The sequence below is a fragment of the Streptomyces venezuelae genome (genome assembly GCF_008642355.1).
In the GTDB taxonomy this organism is placed as follows: domain Bacteria; phylum Actinomycetota; class Actinomycetes; order Streptomycetales; family Streptomycetaceae; genus Streptomyces; species Streptomyces venezuelae_B.
Window position 1 is genome coordinate 7,204,152 of sequence record NZ_CP029193.1, and the last position, 19,447, is coordinate 7,223,598.

General features: G+C 70.9%; 14 protein-coding genes. 12 read left to right on the forward strand and 2 right to left on the reverse strand.

Translation table 11 applies throughout. The annotated features are described in order from the left end of the window. The first annotated feature begins 217 nt into the window (after positions 1 to 217). Positions 218 to 2,401 (forward strand): 3-hydroxyacyl-CoA dehydrogenase NAD-binding domain-containing protein, encoded by a 2,184-nt coding sequence (locus DEJ47_RS32940; protein WP_150174525.1) that lies wholly within the window; start codon positions 218 to 220, stop codon positions 2,399 to 2,401. 87 nt (positions 2,402 to 2,488) lie between these two features. On the opposite strand, the gene DEJ47_RS32945 is transcribed toward DEJ47_RS32940, so the two are convergent. Further along, positions 2,489 to 3,247: a MerR family transcriptional regulator gene (locus DEJ47_RS32945; protein WP_150174528.1), complete on the reverse strand. Its 759-nt coding sequence runs from the start codon at positions 3,245 to 3,247 to the stop codon at positions 2,489 to 2,491. Positions 3,248 to 3,319: 72 nt separating this feature from the next. Between DEJ47_RS32945 and DEJ47_RS32950 the strand changes: the two genes are divergently transcribed. From DEJ47_RS32950 to DEJ47_RS32975, 6 genes are all read left to right on the forward strand, one after another. After that, positions 3,320 to 5,131: an AMP-dependent synthetase/ligase gene (locus DEJ47_RS32950; protein ID WP_150174530.1), complete on the forward strand. Its 1,812-nt coding sequence runs from the start codon at positions 3,320 to 3,322 to the stop codon at positions 5,129 to 5,131. A gap of 160 nt (positions 5,132 to 5,291) precedes the next feature. Continuing rightward, entirely contained in the window at positions 5,292 to 6,761 is a 1,470-nt protein-coding gene (locus DEJ47_RS32955) for an amino acid permease (RefSeq protein WP_150174533.1), read from the forward strand. Between the two features lie 52 nt (positions 6,762 to 6,813). Then, positions 6,814 to 7,293 (forward strand): macro domain-containing protein, encoded by a 480-nt coding sequence (locus DEJ47_RS32960; protein ID WP_150174537.1) that lies wholly within the window; start codon positions 6,814 to 6,816, stop codon positions 7,291 to 7,293. A gap of 115 nt (positions 7,294 to 7,408) precedes the next feature. Then, entirely contained in the window at positions 7,409 to 7,807 is a 399-nt protein-coding gene (locus tag DEJ47_RS32965) for a hypothetical protein (protein ID WP_150174539.1), read from the forward strand. Between the two features lie 71 nt (positions 7,808 to 7,878). After that, positions 7,879 to 8,673 carry an alpha/beta fold hydrolase gene (locus DEJ47_RS32970; RefSeq protein WP_150174542.1) on the forward strand — a complete coding sequence of 265 codons (795 nt, stop codon included), beginning with the start codon at positions 7,879 to 7,881 and terminating at the stop codon, positions 8,671 to 8,673. Positions 8,674 to 8,740: 67 nt separating this feature from the next. Continuing rightward, a complete protein-coding gene (locus DEJ47_RS32975) occupies positions 8,741 to 9,685 on the forward strand; it encodes an oxygenase MpaB family protein (protein ID WP_150174545.1) in 945 nt (314 codons plus the stop codon). Here the strand turns inward: DEJ47_RS32975 and DEJ47_RS32980 are convergent. Further along, entirely contained in the window at positions 9,679 to 11,187 is a 1,509-nt protein-coding gene (locus DEJ47_RS32980; protein ID WP_150174548.1) for a M1 family metallopeptidase, read from the reverse strand. The two genes, DEJ47_RS32975 and DEJ47_RS32980, sit on opposite strands and share 7 nt — an antisense overlap. 202 nt (positions 11,188 to 11,389) lie before the next feature. Here DEJ47_RS32980 and DEJ47_RS32985 point away from each other — a divergent pair, with 202 nt between their 5' ends. From DEJ47_RS32985 to DEJ47_RS33005, 5 genes are all read left to right on the forward strand, one after another. Next, positions 11,390 to 13,360 (forward strand): Xaa-Pro dipeptidyl-peptidase, encoded by a 1,971-nt coding sequence (locus DEJ47_RS32985; protein WP_150174552.1) that lies wholly within the window; start codon positions 11,390 to 11,392, stop codon positions 13,358 to 13,360. Continuing rightward, positions 13,357 to 14,637, forward strand: a complete 1,281-nt coding sequence (locus DEJ47_RS32990; protein ID WP_150174555.1) for a M14 family metallocarboxypeptidase — start codon at positions 13,357 to 13,359, stop codon at positions 14,635 to 14,637. The genes DEJ47_RS32985 and DEJ47_RS32990 overlap by 4 nt, the downstream gene beginning before the upstream one ends. A 136-nt stretch (positions 14,638 to 14,773) precedes the next feature. Next, a complete protein-coding gene (locus DEJ47_RS32995) occupies positions 14,774 to 16,453 on the forward strand; it encodes a BCCT family transporter (protein ID WP_150176035.1) in 1,680 nt (559 codons plus the stop codon). 240 nt (positions 16,454 to 16,693) lie between these two features. Further along, the gene (locus tag DEJ47_RS33000) at positions 16,694 to 17,737 is read left to right on the forward strand and encodes an oxidoreductase (protein ID WP_150174557.1); all 1,044 of its coding nucleotides are present in this window, start codon (positions 16,694 to 16,696) and stop codon (positions 17,735 to 17,737) included. 49 nt (positions 17,738 to 17,786) lie between these two features. Then, entirely contained in the window at positions 17,787 to 19,442 is a 1,656-nt protein-coding gene (locus tag DEJ47_RS33005) for an ABC-F family ATP-binding cassette domain-containing protein (protein WP_150174560.1), read from the forward strand. Positions 19,443 to 19,447: the final 5 nt, after the last annotated feature.

The window sequence follows — 19,447 nt, forward strand, 5'->3', positions numbered from 1 at the left end:
GTGGGGGTTCGTCGCCGACCGCGGGTCCATCGTGGTTGCTCGCGCAGTTCCCCGCGCCCCTGAAGGCCCGCGGCTCCGCCGCGCCTTCCCCCCGACGCGCGCCCTTCCCGCGACGCGGGGAACTGCGCGACAAGCCCCCACCGGCGGCCGGCCGGCCACGAACCCCGGCCGCCCTCCCCGGATTCCGCCCGCCCCTCACACTTCACGGAGAAAGAACATGACCGAAAGCACGACCATCCGCTGGGAACAGGACGACACGGGTGTCGTCACCCTCGTCCTCGATGACCCCAACCAGTCCGCGAACACCATGAACCAGGCGTTCAAGGAGTCCATCGCGGCGATCGCCGACCGCGCCGAGGCCGCCGTCCAGGCCGACAAGGACGCCATCCGCGGGTTCATCTACACCTCCGCCAAGAAGACGTTCTTCGCGGGCGGCGACCTCAAGGACATGATCAAGGTCGGCCCGGAGAACGCCCAGGAGGCGTTCGACGCCGGCACCGCCATCAAGAACTCGCTGCGCCGCATCGAGACCCTCGGCAAGCCCGTCGTCGCCGCGATCAACGGCGCCGCCCTGGGCGGCGGTTACGAGATCGCCCTCGCCTCGCACCACCGCATCGCCCTCGACGCGCCCGGCTCGAAGATCGGCCTGCCCGAGGTCACCCTCGGCCTGCTCCCCGCGGGCGGCGGCGTCACCCGCACCGTGCGCCTCATGGGCATCGCCGACGCCCTCCTGAAGGTGCTGCTCCAGGGCACCCAGTACAACCCGAAGCGCGCCCTGGAGAACGGCCTCGTCCACGAAGTGGCCGCCACCCGCGAGGAGATGCTGGAGAAGGCACACGCCTTCATCGACGCCAACCCCGAGTCGCAGCAGCCCTGGGACAAGCCCGGCTACCGCATCCCCGGCGGCACCCCGGCCAACCCGAAGTTCGCGGCGAACCTGCCCGCCTTCCCGGCCAACCTGAAGAAGCAGACGGCGGGCGCCAACTACCCCGCCCCGCGCAACATCCTCGCCGCGGCCGTCGAGGGCTCGCAGGTCGACTTCGAGACCGCGCTGACCATCGAGGCCCGGTACTTCACCGAGCTGGTCACAGGACAGGTCGCGAAGAACATGATCCAGGCGTTCTTCTTCGACCTCCAGGCCGTCAACTCCGGCGCCAACCGCCCCAAGGGCATCGAACCGCGCCAGGTCCGCAAGGTCGCCGTGCTCGGCGCGGGCATGATGGGCGCGGGCATCGCGTACTCGTGCGCCCGCGCGGGCATCGAGGTCGTCCTCAAGGACGTCTCCGCGGAGGCGGCACAGAAGGGCAAGGGGTACTCCGAGAAGCTCTGCGCCAAGGCCGTGGCCAAGGGACGTACGAGCCAGGACAAGGCGGACGCGCTGCTCGCCCGCATCACGCCGACCGCCGACCCGCAGGCCCTCGCGGGATGCGACGCGGTGATCGAGGCGGTCTTCGAGGACACCTCGCTCAAGCACAAGGTGTTCCAGGAGATCCAGGACATCGTCGAGCCGGACGCGCTGCTCTGCTCCAACACCTCCACCCTGCCGATCACCACGCTGGCGGAGGGTGTCTCGCGTCCCGTCGACTTCATCGGCCTGCACTTCTTCTCGCCCGTCGACAAGATGCCGCTCGTCGAGATCATCAAGGGCGAGCGCACCGGTGACGAGGCGCTGGCCCGCGCCTTCGACCTGGTGCGCCAGATCAACAAGACGCCGATCGTCGTGAACGACTCGCGCGGGTTCTTCACCTCGCGCGTCATCGGGCACTTCATCAACGAGGGTGTCGCGATGGTCGGCGAGGGAATCGAGCCCGCGTCCGTCGAGCAGGCAGCCGCCCAGGCCGGCTACCCGGCGAAGGTCCTCTCCCTCATGGACGAGCTGACCCTGACGCTGCCCCGCAAGATCCGCGACGAGACCAGGCGGGCGGTCGAGGAGGCGGGCGGCACCTGGGCGGGCCACCCCTCCGACAGTGTCATCGACCGCATGGTGGACGAGTTCGGGCGCCCCGGCAGGAGCGGGGGAGCGGGCTTCTACGAGTACGTGGACGGCAAGCGCGACCGGCTCTGGCCGGGCCTGCGCGAGCACTTCACCAAGCCGGGGCACGAGATCCCGTTCAAGGACATGCAGGAGCGGATGCTCTTCTCCGAAGCGCTCGACACCGTACGCCTGCTGGAGGAGGGCGTCCTGACCTCCGTAGCCGACGCCAACATCGGCTCCATCCTCGGGATCGGCTTCCCGGGCTGGACGGGCGGCGTACTGCAGTACATCAACGGCTACGAAGGCGGCCTGCCCGGCTTCGTGGCACGCGCGCGTGAACTCGCCGCGACCTACGGGGAGCGGTTCGCGCCGCCCGCGCTGCTGGTCGAGAAGGCGGAGAGCGGCGGCAAGTTCAGCGACGCCTGAGGCCTCGCGGTGGCTCCGGTTCCGCCCGGTCGGGGGTGGAGCCGGGGCCACTGCCGCGCCGCGTCCTGCCGTGGGGCCTGACCCGGCTCAGTCCTCCTTGAGCCACTCCCGCAGCTCCTCCTTGAGGGAGCGCTGGAACGCCGTCACCAGTGCCTGCACCACCATCGGCTGCATGTGCGCCGACAGCGACCGCATCGCCGCCACCTGCTCGGCGTCCTCCGTGTCCGACTCGCGCTCGCGGTAGGGACTCCACACCTCGTCGCGGAAGAGCCGCGACAGCTCACCGGCCGCCGAGCGCGTGTGCTCCAGCAGGACCGTGCGCGCGGCCAGGATCGTCTCGTGCGCGATGGGCACGTCCAGGAGCTGCACACCCAGGCGCAGCAGACCCAGGTCCACGCGGTACGTCCCCACGGTCTCGGTACCGGCGACCACGCCCATCGCCGCGAGCCGTTCCAGATCCTCGTCCCCCAGCGCACGGCCCGCCCTGCGCTCCAGCTCGCCGCGCGGCACGTCCTCCGCCGAGTCGGGCGCCCAGGAGGCCACAAGGGCACGGTGAATGGCCAGGTCGTGCGCGCTGAGGTCCGCCGGCAGCTGCTCCAGATACCGTTCGATCGCGGCGAGCGTCATGCCCTGGTGCTGCAGCTCCTCGATGAGGGCGAGCCGCGAGAGGTGCTCCTGGCCGTAGTGGCCGACGCGGCGCGGGCCGATGACCGGCGGCGGCAGGAGACCCTTGGTGCTGTAGAAGCGGATCGTGCGGACCGTGACGCCCGCGCGCGCGGCGAGCTCGTCGACCGTGAGCGTCGGCTCGTCGGTCCCGGTCGCGACGCCCTCGGTATCGGTCGTCATGGTGCAACAGTATTGCTGGCACACCGGTGTTGTGAAACCCTCCGGCCCAATCGATGGCACCAGGAGGCGGTCATGACCACGATCCTGCGACTCCCCGGAGACCCTGCCGACATCACGCTCCCCGCCCTGCTGCTCCGCAATGCCGAGGACCACGGAGGTCTTCCCGCGCTCTCCTGGCGTGCGGGGGAGGAGTGGTCGACGCTGACCTGGCGCGAGGCACGGCGCAAGGTCGGCGTCCTTGCCGCCGGTTACGCCGCGCTCGGCGTCGAGCGCGGCGAACACGTCCTGATGATGATGGGCAACCGCCCCGAGCACTGGCTCACCGACCTCGCCCTGGTGCACCTCGGTGCCGTCCCCGTCACCGTGTACGGCACCTCGGCCCCCGAACAGGTCGCCCACATCGTCCGGCACAGCCGGGCCCGGTTCGCGATCGTCGAGGGCGCCCGCGAACTGCCGCGCTGGGAGCCCCTCCTGGCGGACGGCACCGCCCCGCTGGAGCGCCTCGTCGTCGTGGAGGCCGCCGAAGCGGGCGAGCACCGCACGTACGGCTCCCTGCACGCCACGGGCAGCCGGCTCTTCGACCCCGACGCGTTCGAGAAGGGGTGGCGCGAGAACCGTCCCACCGACGCCCTCACCGTCGTCTACACCTCCGGCACCACCGGCGACCCGAAGGGCGTCCGCCTCACCCACCGCAACGTCCTCGTGGGCGGCGTCGCCCTGGACGGCGTCGTCGACTTCCCCGACCACGTGGGCCACATCTGCTACCTGCCCTTCGCGCACATCGCGGAGCGCCTGCTCGGCATCTACCTGCCGGTCCTGCGCGCCGCCCACGTCTACCTGTGCGCCGACCCCGCCCACGTGGCCGCCACCGCGCGCGAACTGCACCCCTTCCAGTTCTTCGGCGTCCCGCGCGTGTGGGAGAAGCTCGCCGCCTCCGTACGGGCGGCGCTCGCCGGACTGCCCGAGGAGCGGCGCCGCGCCATCGAGGCCGCCAACGAGACGGCACGCGCGCACGTGGCCTGCCGGGAGCGGGGCGAGGAGCCCTCCGAAGCGCTGCGGTCCGCGTACGAGGAGGCCAAGCGGGATGTTCTGGACCCGCTCCTCGCGCTTGCCGGGTTCGACCGGCTCGAGTGGACGGCGAGCGCCTCCGCGCCGATGCCGCTGGACGTCTCCCGCTTCTGGGCCGGGTTCGGACTCGTGATCATGGACGCGTGGGGGCTCACCGAGACCTCCGGCGTGGTCACCACCAACAGCCCCGACGCGTTCCGGCTCGGCTCGGTGGGCCGCCCCCTGGAGGGGCTCGACGTACGCATCGCGGAGGACGGCGAGATCCTCGTGCGCGGCGCCACCGTCTTCGACGGCTACCTGCGGCCCGACGGGGGCCTCGACGACGCACGGGACGCGGACGGCTGGTTCGCCACCGGTGACATCGGGCGCCTCGACGAGGACGGCTACCTCTGGCTCACCGACCGCAAGAAGGAAATGATCGTGACGTCGACGGGCAAGAACGTCTCGCCCGCCCTCGTCGAGAACACGCTCAAGGAGCACCCTCTTATAGGGCAGGCCCTGGTCCACGGGGACGGCCGGTCCTATCTCGTGGCGCTGCTCGTCCTCGACCGGGAGATGACGCCCGCCTGGGCCGCGGCGCGCGGGATCGATGTAGAGGGCGATCCGGCCACGCACGAGGAGGTGCGGGCCGAGGTGGCGCGCGCGGTCGAGGCCGCCAACGCGCGCCTGAACCGCACCGAGCAGATCAAGCGCTACCGGCTCCTCACCGAGGAATGGGGGCCCGAGACCGGCGAGCTGACACCGTCCCTGAAGCTGCGCCGCCGGGTGATCCGTGACAAGTACATGCAGGTCATCGACGGTCTGTACACCCCCTGACCAGCATGTGAGAAGTCCCGCTATGTGACGTGCGCCACCGCGTGGAGGGCGATCTCTGGGGGAAGGTGTCCCGTCGGTTCGCGCGCGTCAGGGGTTGCGCGGACCGGGGCACATTCCGGACCCCGGAGTTCTTCCGGGCACCAGAGAGTAGATCCACCACGTGAGCAAGGAAGCCGTAGATTCGGCCATCCTGGACGCACCCCGCACGGATGCGACCCAGGCCCCCGCGGACGCGGGCGACGCCGGATACAGCAAGGACCTCAAGGCCCGTCACGTCAACATGATCGCGATCGGTGGCGCGATCGGCACCGGCCTCTTCCTGGGGGCGGGCGGCCGTCTCCACTCGGCGGGCCCCGCGCTCGCCCTTGCCTACCTCGTGTGCGGCATCTTCGCGTTCTTCGTCGTCAGGGCGCTCGGCGAGATGGTCCTCTACCGGCCGTCGTCGGGTTCGTTCGTCTCGTACGCGCGTGAGTTCCTCGGTGAGAAGGGCGCGTTCTTCGCCGGTTGGATGTACTTCCTCAACTGGTCGACCACCTGTATCGCCGACATCACGGCGATCGCGCTCTACACGCACTACTGGAGCTTCTTCACCGACATACCCCAGTGGGTCCTCGCGCTGATCGCCCTCGCGATCGTGCTCTCGGTGAACCTCGTCTCGGTGAAGTACTTCGGCGAGATGGAGTTCTGGTTCTCGATCATCAAGGTGGCCGCACTGAGCGCCTTCATGATCATCGGTATCTGGCTCCTCGCCAGCCAGCACAAGGTGGGCGGTGAGACGCCCGGCCTCAACATGATCACCGACCATGGCGGCCTCATGCCGAACGGCCTGATGCCGGTCGTGATCGTCATGCAGGGTGTCGTCTTCGCGTACGCCTCGCTGGAGCTCGTCGGCGTCGCCGCGGGCGAGACCAAGGACCCGCAGAAGATCGTCCCGCGCGCGGTGAACTCGATCATGTGGCGCGTCGGCCTCTTCTACGTCGGCTCCGTGGTGCTCCTCGCGCTGCTGCTGCCCGGCGTCGTGTACTCCGCCGACCAGAGCCCCTTCGTGACGGTCCTCTCCAAGATCGGCGTGCCGGCCGCGGGCGACGTCATGAACTTCGTGGTCCTGACCGCCGCCATGTCCTCGCTCAACTCCGGCCTGTACTCCACCGGCCGCATCCTGCGCTCCATGGCGATGTCGGGCTCCGCCCCGAAGTTCACCGCCAAGATGAACCGCAACCAGGTCCCCTACGGCGGCATCCTGCTGACCGCGTCCCTGGGCGTCGTCGGCGTCGGCCTCAACAAGGTCGTCCCGGGCAAGGCCTTCGAGATCGTCCTGAACGTGGCCTCGCTCGGCATCATCGGCACCTGGATCACGATCATGGTCTGCCACCTCGCCTTCGTGCGCAGCGCGAAGCGCGGCGAGATCACCCGGCCGAAGTTCCAGCTCCCCTTCAGCGGCGTCACCGAGTACGTGACCATCGCGTTCCTGCTCGCCGTCCTCGGCCTGATGTGGAAGGACGCCGAGGTCGGCCGCAAGACGCTCTTCCTCATCCCGGTGGTGGGCCTCGCCCTGGTCGCGGGCTGGTACGGCGTCAGGCGCCGGGTGGGCCGTCAGCCCGAGGGCCTCACCGGGCCGAAGGGCACGTAGCCCGCCGTTCAGTAGCCCGCCCCCTGTCAGTGGCAGCCCGTACGGTGGCGTCATGTCGGAGATCACGTATGTCCGAGGTGACGCCACCGCGCCGTTCGGCAAGGGCCCCAAGCTCATCGCCCATGTCTGCAACGACCTCGGGGGCTGGGGGAAGGGCTTCGTGCTCGCGCTCTCGCGCCGCCGGCCCGAGCCGGAGAAGGCGTATCGCGCCTGGCACCGACAGCGCGCCAAGAACGACTTCGGTCTCGGCGCCGTCCAGGTCGTCGAGGTCGGCCGTGGCCTGTGGGTCGCGAACATGGTGGGACAGCGCGGGACGCGCACGGGAAGCAAGGGCGTCCCGGTGCGGTACGACGCGATGGACACCGCCCTCGCCACCCTCGCCGACAAGGCAGAGGAGCTCGGCGCCTCCGTGCACATGCCGCGCATCGGCTGCGGCCTCGCGGGCGGCAAGTGGTCCCGCGTCGAGCCGCTCATAGCCCGGCGCCTGGGGGCACGCGGGATCTCCGTGACGGTGTACGACTTCGGGGACTGAGCCGGGCGAGGCGCGGCCGGGCCTCTCTCGCCGGAGTGCACACCTCTTCGCACATGCCGACAACTGCCCTGCATGTGTGCGTTGTTGTGCACGGATGAGCGGGTAGAGCCCCGTCATGCAGTCCATCCGCGTCCTCGCCGCACGCCTCCTGCTCCGTATGGAGCGCGCCCTCATGCCGGTCCCCGCCTTCGTGCCCCTCGCGGTCCCCGTCCTCGCGGATCCGGCCCCGCCCCGCGGCCGGCGGCGAACGGCGTCGACGCTGTTCTCGGAGGCGCACCCGGGCGCGGCGTGGGAGGGCGAGGGAGCGCCGCCGGCCACCGGGCAGGCCAGGGGAGAGGCGGAGCGCGCCGAGGCCGAGGCCGAACTGCGCCGCCAGATCTCCGAGTGGGCCTCCGAGGTGGCGGGACGCGCCGCGGCCGACCCGCTCGCGGGCCCCGCGGCGGGACCGGGCACGACCCCAGGAACCGATCCGTCCGCCGACCCCGGCACCGATCCATCGGGATTTGGCCGCTAGGCGTACGGATTCACGCCCTCGTCCCCCGCCCCCACTGGCGGCCCGGACGCCGCCCCCCGAGACTCGCAGGCATGGACGTCATGGTCTCGGTCAAGGACGGCGAACTGTGGTCGCACGACTCGGGTGAACCGAGCGGCACGGGCGGCGGAAGCCTCCCCCTGGTCCTTCTGCACCCGGGCGTGGGCGACTCCCGCATCTGGGACGGCACCCTGCCGCGCCTCACGGAGCGGCACCGGGTGATCCGTTACGACGCGCGCGGGTACGGCAGGTCGCCCGCACCGACCGCCCCGTTCTCGCTGGTCGAGGATCTGATCGCGGTCCTGGACCACTACGGCGTGGGCCGGGCCGTCCTCGCGGCCTCCAGCATGGGCGGCGCCACGGCCATCAGTCTCGCGCTCCGCGACCCCGCCCGGGTGGCGAGCCTGGCCCTGCTCGTCCCCGGCGTCACCGGCGCCGACGACCTCCTGCCGCCCGAGTTCATGGCCGAGGTCGGCCGGCGCGCCCAGGCGGGCGACATCGACGGCATCGTGACGATGATGCGGCGCGTCTCCGGCGCGGCGGGCACCGGCGCCGACCCCGAAGTGACGGCGCTGCTCAAGGCCGTGGTCCCGGCGTGGTTCGCCGTGCACCCGCACCACGTGCCGGACCCGCCCGCCTACGACCGGCTCGGCGAGCTCGACGTCCCCTGCACCCTGGCCATCGGGGAGCGCGACCAGCCCGAGGTGGTCCGCCTGAACGAGACCATGGCGCAGCGCATTCCGGGCTGCCGCGTGGTGCGGCTCGCGCACAGCGACCACTTCCCGACGGTGCGGGAACCGGACGCGGTCCTCGACGTCATCCTGGAGGCGTACGCAGAGGCCCGCTGAAAGACGGTGCCGAACCGGTCGCATACTGGGACGTGCACCAACCGGGCACGTCCGAGGAGCACGGCGCATGAACCACCCGGCCGACGCACGCGAGCAGCGCGCGGCTCACGGCACGAACGACTCCGCCGGCACGTCCCCGCTTCCGCCCCCGCCCGGCGGCATCCTCTGGGACATCGCCGGTGACATCCGCATGCTCCTGATGCTGCCACCCGCTCTCACCATGCAGGTGGCGCACCCGGCGGTGGGCGCGGGCGTCGACGAGCACTCCGTGTTCCGCACCGACCCGTGGGGGAGGGGCGAGCGCTCGATCCGCTCGGTCCTGCTGTGGGTGTACGGCGGCGAAGAGGCGGCGGCCGAGGGCCGCAGGCTGCGCGTGCTGCACCGCACCATCCAGGGCACGGACACCCGGGGCCGCCGCTACCACGCGCTGACGCCCGCGAACTACGCCTGGGTGCACGCCACCGGCTTCCCCGTCTACCGGCACGCGCAGAAGTACCTGGGCCGCCCCTTCACCGAGGCGCAGGAGCGGCAGCTGTACGCCGAGTGGCTCCAGGTCGGCCGGATCCTCGGCATCCATGATCGGGACATGCCGCAGACCCTGGAAGAGTTCTGGCCGCACTACCGCGAGGTCCTCGCCGAGGAGATCGAACTCACCGCGGTCGCCGCCGAACTGACCGCCGTCGACCAGTCCGTCCCGCCGCCGGACCGCGGCCCGGCTCCCCTGCGTCTGCTGCTGCGCATCCTGTGGCCCGTACTGCTGCCCCCGCTGGCCCGTTTCCGCCGCTTCGTCACGATCGGCCTGATGCCCCCGGACGCCCGCGAGGCCATCGGTCTGCCCTGGACCGCGGCGCAGGAGCGCGGACTGCGCCGCCTCGGCCGCGTGGTCCGCACGGTCGTACCGCTCCTGCCCGAGCGCCTGCGCTACCTCCCGGCGGCCCGCAGGGCCCGCGCACGCCACCGCGCCGCCGGGAACCGGATCCCGACGGCGCGGCGCGCAGCGGATTCTCAGTGACCGTGGCCGTGCCCGTGGTCGTGCACGCCGTTGGTCGCCGCGATCTGCTTCCACGATTTCGGCTTGGCGGGGGCGGCCGCCGAGAGGGCGATGCCGGCCTCGCGCACCGCGGGCGCCTCGGGCCGTGACGGCTGGTAGAGCCACGTGTCGAAGAGCTCTGCCAGCGGCTTGCCGGAGATCTTCTCCGCGTACTTCACGAAGTCGCTCACCTTGGCGTTGCCGTACGCGTGCTTCTGCGGCCAGCCCTTGAGGATGGCGAAGAACGTGTCGTCGCCGACCTCGTTGCGCAGGGCCTGGAGGGCGAGCGCGCCTCGGTCGTACACCGCGCCGTGGAACTGGTTGTCCGGGCCCGGGTCGCCCGGCTTGACCTTCCAGAACGGGTCGTCGGCGGGGCGCTGGGCGTACACGTAGTCCGCCAGCTCCTGCGCCGTGCCCTCGCCCTCCTTCTCCGACCACAGCCACTGGCTGTAGCGGGCGAAGCCCTCGTTGACCCAGATGTCCTTCCAGCCGTCCACGGAGACGCTGTCGCCGTACCACTGGTGGGCCAGCTCGTGGACGACGATGGAGGCGTTGGAGCCGTTCGCGAACGCGGCGGGGCTGTAGAAGGGCCGCGTCTGGGTCTCCAGGGCGTAGCTGCTCTTCACGTTCGGGACGTAGCCGCCGAGCGCGTTGAAGGGGTACTTGCCGTAGAGCGTCTCCAGCCACTCGGCGACCTCGGTGGTCCGCTCGATGCTGGCCCGCGCCGCGCCCGCGTTGTCGCCCAGGTCCTTGCTGTACGCGTTGAGGACGGGCAGACCGTCCTCCGTCTTGTCGGTCGTGATGTCGAACCTGCCGACCGCGAGCGTCGCGAGGTAGCTGGCCTGCGGCTTGTTCGACCGCCAGCTGTAGCGGGTCCAGCCGAGCTTGGAACTCTGCGACTGGAGTACGCCGTTGGAGATCGCCTGGGTGCCGTCGGGCACCGATACGGACACGTCGTACGTCGCCTTGTCCAGGGGGTGGTCGTTGGAGGGGAACCACCACACGGCGGCCTCCGGCTCCTGCGCCGCGACACCGCCGTCCGGCGTCCGGTGCCACGCCGTGTAACCGTTGATCTTCAGCTCGGACGGCTTGCCCGCGTACCGCACGACGACCGTGACCGCCGTGCCCTTGGGCAGCCCGGCCGGAGGCGTGATCTCCAGCTCCTGGTCGCCGGTCTTCTTGAACTTCGCCTTCTTGCCGTTGACCCGCACCTCGGAGACCTTCAGGCCGAAGTCGAGGTTGAAGCGCGAGAGGTCCTGCGTGGTGCGGGCGTTCAGCGTCGCCGTGCCTTCGAGCAGGTCGGTCTTGGGCTGGTACTTCAGCCGCAGGTCGTAGTGCGAGACGTCGTATCCGCCGTTGCCGCTCGCCGGGTAATAGGGGTCGCCGATGCCCGGGGCCCCGGGGGAGAAGTCGGCGGCCGATGCCGGGATCGCCAGCAGAAGAGAGGCCGCCAGAGCGCCCGGGGCGATGAGTCTGCGGTGCACAAGATCTCCAAGTCGTAGGTTCACAACACGTGTTCGTCTTGGTCGTCGAGCCTATTCAGCCCCTCCCACACACGTCATGTCCATGGCCCCAGCCGTCACATGATTGCCATTCGGCCGACATGTGCCTCAATGTCCCATGCACCTGTCGTCGCTGCGTGCGGCCCTCTGTCGCACGCGAGTTCACCGGTGTACCTTCCGCGCCATGCCGAAATGCGCGCGACGCACCCGCATCCTGTGGAGAACGCTCCTGACGGCGGCGCTTGCCGCCCTGATCGCCGGACTCATGTCCCCGGGCGCGGCGCAAGGCGCCGCCGAGGCCTCGCGCACGCCGCGCGGGAGCAGACCCGTGTACTCGTACGAGGACGCGATACGCGAATCCGTATGGGTCGACACCAGGATCGACGGCGACGCGGACGGGAGGACCGACCGCGTCGCCGTCGACATAGTCAGACCCCGTGAACTCGACCGCCGGGGCCGCCGCATCCCCGTGATCATGGACGCGAGCCCGTACTACGCGTGCTGCGGACGCGGCAACGAGAGCCAGAAGAAGACGTACGACGCGAACGGCGACCCCGTCCAGCTCCCGCTGTACTACGACAACTACTTCGTGCCCCGCGGCTACGGCTACGTCGCCGTGGACCTCGCGGGCACCAACCGCTCCGACGGCTGCGTCGACGTCGGCGGCCGCTCCGACGTCCAGTCCGCGAAAGCCGTCGTCGACTGGCTGAACGGCCGCGCCCGGGGCTACACCAGCCGCACGGGCACCGAACGGACGCAGGCGACCTGGAGCAACGGCGCCACCGGAATGATCGGCAAGAGCTACGACGGCACCGTCGCCCAAGGCGTCGCCGCCACCGGAGTCCCGGGTCTCAAGACCATCGTGCCGATCGGTGCGATCTCGTCCTGGTACGACTACTACTTCGCCAAGGGCGCCCCGCTGTACGGCAGCGGCCCCGAGTGGCTGTCGAACTACGTGGAGAGCCCCGAGGCCCGCGCCCGCTGCGGCGCCGTACAGCAGCGGTTGATCGAGGGGGCGCCCCGCACCGGCGACTGGACCTCCCTGTGGAGCGAGCGCAACCACGTACCCGACGCCGACAAGGTGCGCGCCAGCGTCTTCGTCGTCCACGGCATGCAGGACCTCAACGTCCGCACCAAGCACTTCGGCCAGTGGTGGGACGCGCTCGCCGAGAACGGCGTGGACCGCAAGATCTGGCTCAGCCAGACAGGCCACGTCGACCCGTTCGACTTCCGCCGCGCCGACTGGGTCCGCACCCTGCACCGCTGGTTCGACCACGAACTCCTCGGCCACGACAACGGGATCGACCGCGAGCCGATGGCCGACGTCGAACGCGCACCGGACCGCTGGAGCACCGACCGCGTCTGGCCCCCGCGCGGCACCCGCGCCGTGGAACTGCGCCCCGCCAAGGGCACGGAGCCCGGCGTCGGCACCCTCGGCACCCGGCGCGGCAAGGGCACCGAGACGTTCACCGACGACCGGCGCCTGAGCGAGACGGCCTGGGCCGAGAAGATCGACGTGCCGACACCGGAGAAGGCGGGCTTCATTACCCGGCCGCTCGCCCGTGACCTGCGTATCTCCGGCTCCTCCCAGGTCACCGTCACCGCGACCCCGACAACCCGCACCGCTCACCTCTCCGCGGTCCTCGTCGACCTCGGCCCCGACACCATCCGCGACTACGCGGCGGCGGGCGAGGGCATCACCACGCTCCCCGAACGCACGTGCTGGGGACCGAGCACCGCGGGTGACAGCTCCTGCTTCAAGGAGACGCGCGCGAACACCGCCGACGTCGACTACACGATCTTCAGCCGCGGCTGGGCCGACCTCGGCAACTGGGCCGACCCCCGCCACGGCCGCCCCCTCACCCCGGGCAAGCCGCACACCATCACCCTCGACCTCGCCGCCACCGACCACGTCGTGCCCAAGGGGCACCGGCTCGCCCTGATCGTGGCGGGCACCGACCGCGATCTGATCGAACCGCCCGCCGACACCCCGACGCTCACCCTCGACCTGGCCCGCACCTCGGCGAAACTGCCCCTGGTGGGCGGCGCCGGTTCGTTCACCACCACCGCATCCGTCACTCCCCGCGAAGCCCGACTCGACGGCGTGGCCCCGCCGCGCCGCATCAACCCCGTCCCGGGAGGCAGCACTTCATGACCCCGCGCATCCGCTCCCTCGCGCTCGTCTGCGCCACCGCCGCGCTCGCCGCGCCGCTCCTGACGGCGCCCGCGCAGGCGACGCCGACCCCGCCCCGTACCGGATTCGAGGAGACGAACGGAGCGCGCTGGACCACTCAGCCCGAGGAACAGGACCTCCTCGCCGCCGTGGACCGGGCCACCGGGCGGGTCTCGGTCGACCGCATCGGCACCACCAAGAAGGACCGCCCCCTCCGGTTGGTCCGCATCGGCGAACGCCCGGCGAAGAACACCGTGCTGCTGATCTGCAGCCAGCACGGCGACGAACCCTCGGGCCGTGAGGCCTGTCTGTCCACGATCCGCGACCTGGCGTACGCCAGGGACAAGAAGACGAAACGCTTCCTCAGCCGCACCACGCTCCTCGTCGTGCCGACCGCCAACCCCGACGGGCGCGCCGCCGACACCCGCGGCAACTCCGACGGCGTCGACATCAACCGCGACCACCTCTCCCTCAGGACCGCCGAGGCCCGCGCCATGGCCGCGGTGATCCGGGACCGCAAGCCCGACGCCATCTACGACCTGCACGAGTACGGCGCCACGCCCAAGTACTACGACAAGGACCTGTTCGACCTCTGGCCGCGCAACCTCAACACCGACGACGCCGTGCACGCGGAGGCGCAGACGCTGTCCAAGGCGTACGTGCGGCCGGCCGCCGGGCGCGACGGATACACGACGGGCACGTACGGCATCTGGACCGACCCCGTCACCGGCGACCCCATCAAGCAGACCGCGGGCGACGGGCAGGAGCGCATCCTGCGCAACATGTCCGGCATCAAGCACGCCGCCGGGCTGCTGATCGAGAGCCGCGTCGATCCCCTCACGGAGGCCGAGAAGAAGGACGAGGCGCTCAACAACCGGCGCCGCGTCACCTCCCAACGCTCCGCGCTCGGCGGCCTGCTCGACTACACCGACGCACGCCGCGGAGAGCTGGAGGCTGCCACCGGTGCGGCCCGCGCGAAGGGCTTCCTCGACCGCGGTCCGGTCTACATCGGGGGCGCCGACAACGACCCCGCCGAGCCGTCCGAGATCATCCAGGACCCGCCCTGCGGATACCGCCTGGACGCCGCACAGTACGGCGACATCAAGGACGAACTGGCCCTGCACGGCGTCACCGTGAAGCGCACGAAAACTGGCGCATATGTTCCCCTGCGGCAGTCCGCACGGGCCCTCGTGCCGCTGCTGCTCGACGAGCGCGCGCCGTATCACATGGTCACAGGTCGGCCCGACATGGCCTGTTGAGAAGGTGAGAGGTACGTCACATGTGGTAGGGGGTAACGAAGAACAAACTCTCGACTCAATACCGACCCCCTGAAAGGTGTCACTTGTGACGCAGGATCAGCATAAAGCGGACGACGGGGGAGGGGCGTCGGAGATCATGGCGCCCGCCCCCGGCGGCCGGTCCCCGCAGACGGACCGGGTGGTGTTCGGCGTCACCGCCGTGCTCACCCTCGCGTTCGTGGTCTGGGGCGCGGTGTCGACGGACTCGCTCGAGAATGTCTCCACGGACATGCTCAACGGTCTGATGCACAACGGCGGTTGGTTCTTCATGCTGACCGCCACGGGGTTCGTCGTCTTCGCGCTCTGGCTCGCCGTGAGCCGCTACGGAAAGATCACCCTCGGCAACGAGGGCGAGGACCCGGAGTTCCGCACGGTCTCCTGGGTCGCCATGATGTTCAGCGCCGGCATGGGCATCGGCCTGATGTTCTACGGAGTGAGCGAGCCCCTCGCGCACTTCAAGGACCATCCGCCGGGCACCGACCCGGCGGACGCGCCCGCGGCCATGGAGACCGCGATGGCCACCACCCTCTTCCACTGGACGCTCCACCCGTGGGCGATCTACGCGGTCGTGGGCCTCGCCATCGCGTACAGCACCTTCCGCCGCAACCGCCGGCAGACCATCAGCGCCGTCTTCGAGCCGCTCATCGGCGAGAAGCACGCCCGCGGCGCCTGGGGCCGTGTCATCGACATCCTCGCCATCTTCGCCACCCTCTTCGGCTCGGCCGCCTCGCTGGGCCTCGGCGCCCTGCAGATCGGCAGCGGCATGGAGGAGGTCGACTGGATGGACAAGGCGGGCACCGGCCTGCTCGTCGTGATCATCGCCGTGCTGACCCTGGCCTTCGTGGCGTCCGCCATCTCCGGTGTGGAGAAGGGCGTGCAGTGGCTCTCCAACATCAACATGGTGCTCGCCGGGCTCCTGGTCGTCTTCGTCTTCATCGCGGGCCCGACCGTCATCATCCTCGACATGGTGCCCACCTCCATCGGCGCCTACCTCAACGACCTGCCGCAGCTCATCGGCCGCACCGAGGCGTCGAGCGGCGAAGGCGTCGCCGAGTGGCTGAGCAGCTGGACGGTCTTCTACTGGGCCTGGTGGATCTCCTGGACGCCCTTCGTCGGCATGTTCATCGCGCGCATCAGCCGCGGCCGTACGATCCGCCAGTTCGTCGGCGGCGTCATCCTGGTGCCCAGCACCGTCAGCCTCATCTGGTTCGCCGTCTTCGGCGGCAGCGCCATGACGGTCGCCGACCGCGGGGGACTCAAGGGCGACACGACCCAGGAGGCCCAGCTGTTCGGCCTCCTGAACGAGTACCCCATCGCCACCGTGACCAGCCTGTTGGTCATGATCCTCGTCGGCATCTTCTTCGTCTCGGGAGCCGACGCCGCCTCCATCGTCATGGGCACGCTCTCCCAGAAGGGCGCCCTCGAACCCGGCCGGTTCGTCGTGATCTTCTGGGGCATCGTCACCGGCGCCGTCGGCGCGATCATGCTCCTGATCGGCGACGGCAACGACGACGCGCTCACGGGTCTGCGCAACCTCACGATCCTGGTCGCCGCGCCCTTCACCATCGTGATGATCGGCATGTGCGTGGCCCTCATGCGGGACCTGCGGCACGACCCGCTGATCGTGCGCGGCGAGCACGGCACGGAGGTCCTGGAGAAGGCCGTCATCGCAGGCCACGAGCACCACGACGGTGACTTCGAGCTCCAGATCGGCCCCGCGACCGACGACAACGGCGACGGCCCTGAACGGGACAACGACCCGGTCTCGCCCCGCTGACCGGAGGCACAGGGAGGCGGCGCACACCCGAGCGCGCCGCCTCCCTGGCCACACCGCGACGACGGCGTCGTCCAGACCCGTCGCGGCAGGTACGCCCTCGACCATGCGTGCGCCGACGGGCACGCCCGCGCCGCAACTCCCTCGTACTCGTCGGTGCCGCGCCCGGCGCCGCCTGGCCGCCACCCATCGGAATGTGCGATGCCGTGCTCACATCACACTTCAGGTGGGGATACTCACAGCATGTCTGCCGAGTACGCGACCTTCGGTCTGGCACCGGCCATCCGCGCCGGTGGGGTTCTCGCCAACGGTGACTACCAAGTGCACCGCGATTTCGTCGACTTCATCGTCGACGGCCGCCCGCTCCTCTTCCAGCTCTCCGACCTCGACGCGGTGTCGCCGCTGGCGTCCGACATCCCGCCGGCCATCTTCACCACGCACGTACGCCGACTGCTCCTGGAGGCCCAGGCGCCGCTGGAGGAGGGGCGTTACGTCATATATGGCTGCCCCGAGTGCGAGGGCCTGGAGTGCGGCGCGGTCACGGCGGTGATCGAGAAGGCCGCCGACGGCAGCGACGACTTCGTCTGGCGCGACTTCGCCTGGCAGACGTCGGAACGGGCCGACCTGGAACTCAACGGGTACCACGGCATAGGGCCGTTCCGGTTCCGGGGCGACGAATACCGGGCGGCACTCGGGCAGTTGCTCGCCGAGGGCGACGAGGCGCAGCACCGTCGCCGGGTCCTCCTCATCGGCGCGCGCGTGGCGACCCTCGCGAAGCTCGCCGCCGCACTGCGGACGATCGGTGTCGGCGCGGAGATCGCGGCGGACGCGGCGGGGGTGCCGGCCGACGAACTCCGCACGTACGGTGCCGTGGCCTTCGGCCCGACGGTGCCCGCGGCCACCCGGCAGTCCGTGCGCGCCGCCTTCGCCGCCGCGGACGTCCCGGTCGCCTACGTCGACGGCCTCGCCCCGATCGTCCCGCTCCTGGTCGCCCAGATCGAGGACGCGCTGGACCGCAGCCCCCAGGAGCAGCGCCGCCTCACCCACCTCGCCGCGGGGCCCCGCGCCGCGGAGCTCGACGTCACCTCGACGTGCCGGGTCCAACTCACGGCGTACCGGATGGACCGCCTCTCCCGCACCCACGTCCACGAGGTCTTCGACGAGGTCCTGGAGCCGGGGCGCCACCGGGTTCCCCTGGCTCCCAGGACGACCAAGGGCACGTCGTACGTGGTGGCCCGCACGTCGACCCATGTGCTGGTCACCCCTACGTCGGCCCTGCCGGGGTGAGGATGCCTGGGCCACCCGCCAGAACCCGCCGACCTACAATTGCCCCCTGATGACCGCAACCCTCGTCGCCAAAGATCTCGCCGCCGGCCACGGCGACCGCACCCTGTTCGCCGGGCTCGACCTCGTCGTCGCCCCCGGGGACGTCATCGGGCTCGTCGGGGCCAACGGAGCGGGGAAGTCCACCCTGCTGCGGCTGCTCGCGGGGCTCGACACCCCCGAAGGGGGCGAGCTGAGGCTCTCGCCCGCCACCGCCTCCGTGGGACACCTGCCGCAGGAGCCCGACCGTCGCCCCGGCGAGACCATCCGTGCCTTCCTGGCCCGCCGCACCGGCGTGGCCGAGGCGCAGCTGGCCATGGACCGGGACACGCAGGCCCTGGTCGACGGCGCCCCGGGCGCGGACGACGCGTACGCGGCCAGCCTGGAGCGCTGGCTGGCGCTCGGCGGCGCGGACCTCGACGAGCGCGCCGAGGAGACCGCCGACTCGCTCGGGCTCGGCGTGAGCCTGGACCAGCCGATGACCTCCCTCTCGGGAGGCCAGGCGGCCCGCGCCGGACTCGCCTCCCTGCTCCTCTCCCGCTACGACGTGTTCCTCCTGGACGAGCCGACCAACGACCTCGACCTCGCGGGCCTGGAACGGCTCGAGAGCTTCGTGCGCGGCCTGCGCGCCGGCACGGTCGTCGTCAGCCACGACCGCGAGTTCCTCACCCGCACCGTCACCAAGGTCCTCGAACTCGACCTGGCCCAGCAGCAGATCAACCTCTACGGCGGCGGCTACGACGCGTACCTGGAGGAGCGCGACACCTCCCGCCGGCACGCCCGCGAGGAGTACGAGGAGTACGCCGACAAGAAGGCCGCGCTCCAGAGCCGCGCCCAGATGCAGCGTTCCTGGGCCGACAAGGGCGTCAAGAACGCCCGCCGCAAGGCCAGGTCGGGTGGCGGCGACAACGACAAGATCGGCCGGAACTTCCGCGCCGACGCCAGCGAGAAGCAGGCGGCGAAGGCCCGCCAGACGCAGCGCATGATCGAGCGCCTCGACGTCGTCGAGGAGCCCCGCAAGGAATGGGAGCTCCGCATGGAGATCGCCGCCGCGCCCCGCTCGGGCGCGGTCGTCGCGAGCCTGCGCGACGCGGAGGTCCACCGGGGCTCGTTCACGCTCGGCCCCGTCACCCTGCAGATCGACTGGGCGGACCGCGTGGCGATCACCGGCGCCAACGGCTCGGGCAAGTCCACGCTGCTGGCGGCGCTCCTGGGCCGCGTCCCGCTGGACGAGGGGCACGCCGCGCTCGGCTCGGGCGTCCTGGTCGGCGAGGTCGACCAGGCGCGCGCCCTGTTCCACGGCGAGGAGTCCCTGCTGGACGCGTTCTGCGCGGCCGTCCCGGACACCGAACCCGCCGAAGTCCGCACGCTGCTCGCCAAGTTCGGCCTGAAGGCGGACCACGTCCTGCGCCCGGCGGCGACGCTGTCGCCCGGCGAGCGGACCCGCGCGGGCCTCGCGCTGCTCCAGGGCCGGGGCGTCAACCTCCTCGTCCTCGACGAGCCGACGAACCACCTGGACCTCCCCGCGATCGAGCAGCTGGAGACGGCCTTGGACGCCTACCAGGGCACCCTGCTGCTCGTCACGCACGACCGAAGGATGCTGGACGCGGTCCACGTGACCCGCCGCCTGGAGGTGGCGGAGGGCAAAGTGACGGAACTGCCACTCTGACCCCC

Bases quoted from the DNA above. Each gene is read 5' to 3' on its own strand.
- DEJ47_RS32995 (WP_150176035.1), top strand. From the start codon at position 14,774: ATGGCGCCCGCCCCCGGCGGCCGGTCCCCGCAGACGGACCGGGTGGTG.
- DEJ47_RS32985 (WP_150174552.1), top strand. From the start codon at position 11,390: ATGCCGAAATGCGCGCGACGCACCCGCATCCTGTGGAGAACGCTCCTG.
- DEJ47_RS32965 (WP_150174539.1), top strand. From the start codon at position 7,409: ATGCAGTCCATCCGCGTCCTCGCCGCACGCCTCCTGCTCCGTATGGAG.
- DEJ47_RS32975 (WP_150174545.1), top strand. From the start codon at position 8,741: ATGAACCACCCGGCCGACGCACGCGAGCAGCGCGCGGCTCACGGCACG.
- DEJ47_RS32945 (WP_150174528.1), bottom strand. From the start codon at position 3,247: ATGACGACCGATACCGAGGGCGTCGCGACCGGGACCGACGAGCCGACG.
- DEJ47_RS33000 (WP_150174557.1), top strand. From the start codon at position 16,694: ATGTCTGCCGAGTACGCGACCTTCGGTCTGGCACCGGCCATCCGCGCC.
- DEJ47_RS32990 (WP_150174555.1), top strand. From the start codon at position 13,357: ATGACCCCGCGCATCCGCTCCCTCGCGCTCGTCTGCGCCACCGCCGCG.
- DEJ47_RS32960 (WP_150174537.1), top strand. From the start codon at position 6,814: ATGTCGGAGATCACGTATGTCCGAGGTGACGCCACCGCGCCGTTCGGC.
- DEJ47_RS32970 (WP_150174542.1), top strand. From the start codon at position 7,879: ATGGACGTCATGGTCTCGGTCAAGGACGGCGAACTGTGGTCGCACGAC.
- DEJ47_RS33005 (WP_150174560.1), top strand. From the start codon at position 17,787: ATGACCGCAACCCTCGTCGCCAAAGATCTCGCCGCCGGCCACGGCGAC.
- DEJ47_RS32940 (WP_150174525.1), top strand. From the start codon at position 218: ATGACCGAAAGCACGACCATCCGCTGGGAACAGGACGACACGGGTGTC.
- DEJ47_RS32950 (WP_150174530.1), top strand. From the start codon at position 3,320: ATGACCACGATCCTGCGACTCCCCGGAGACCCTGCCGACATCACGCTC.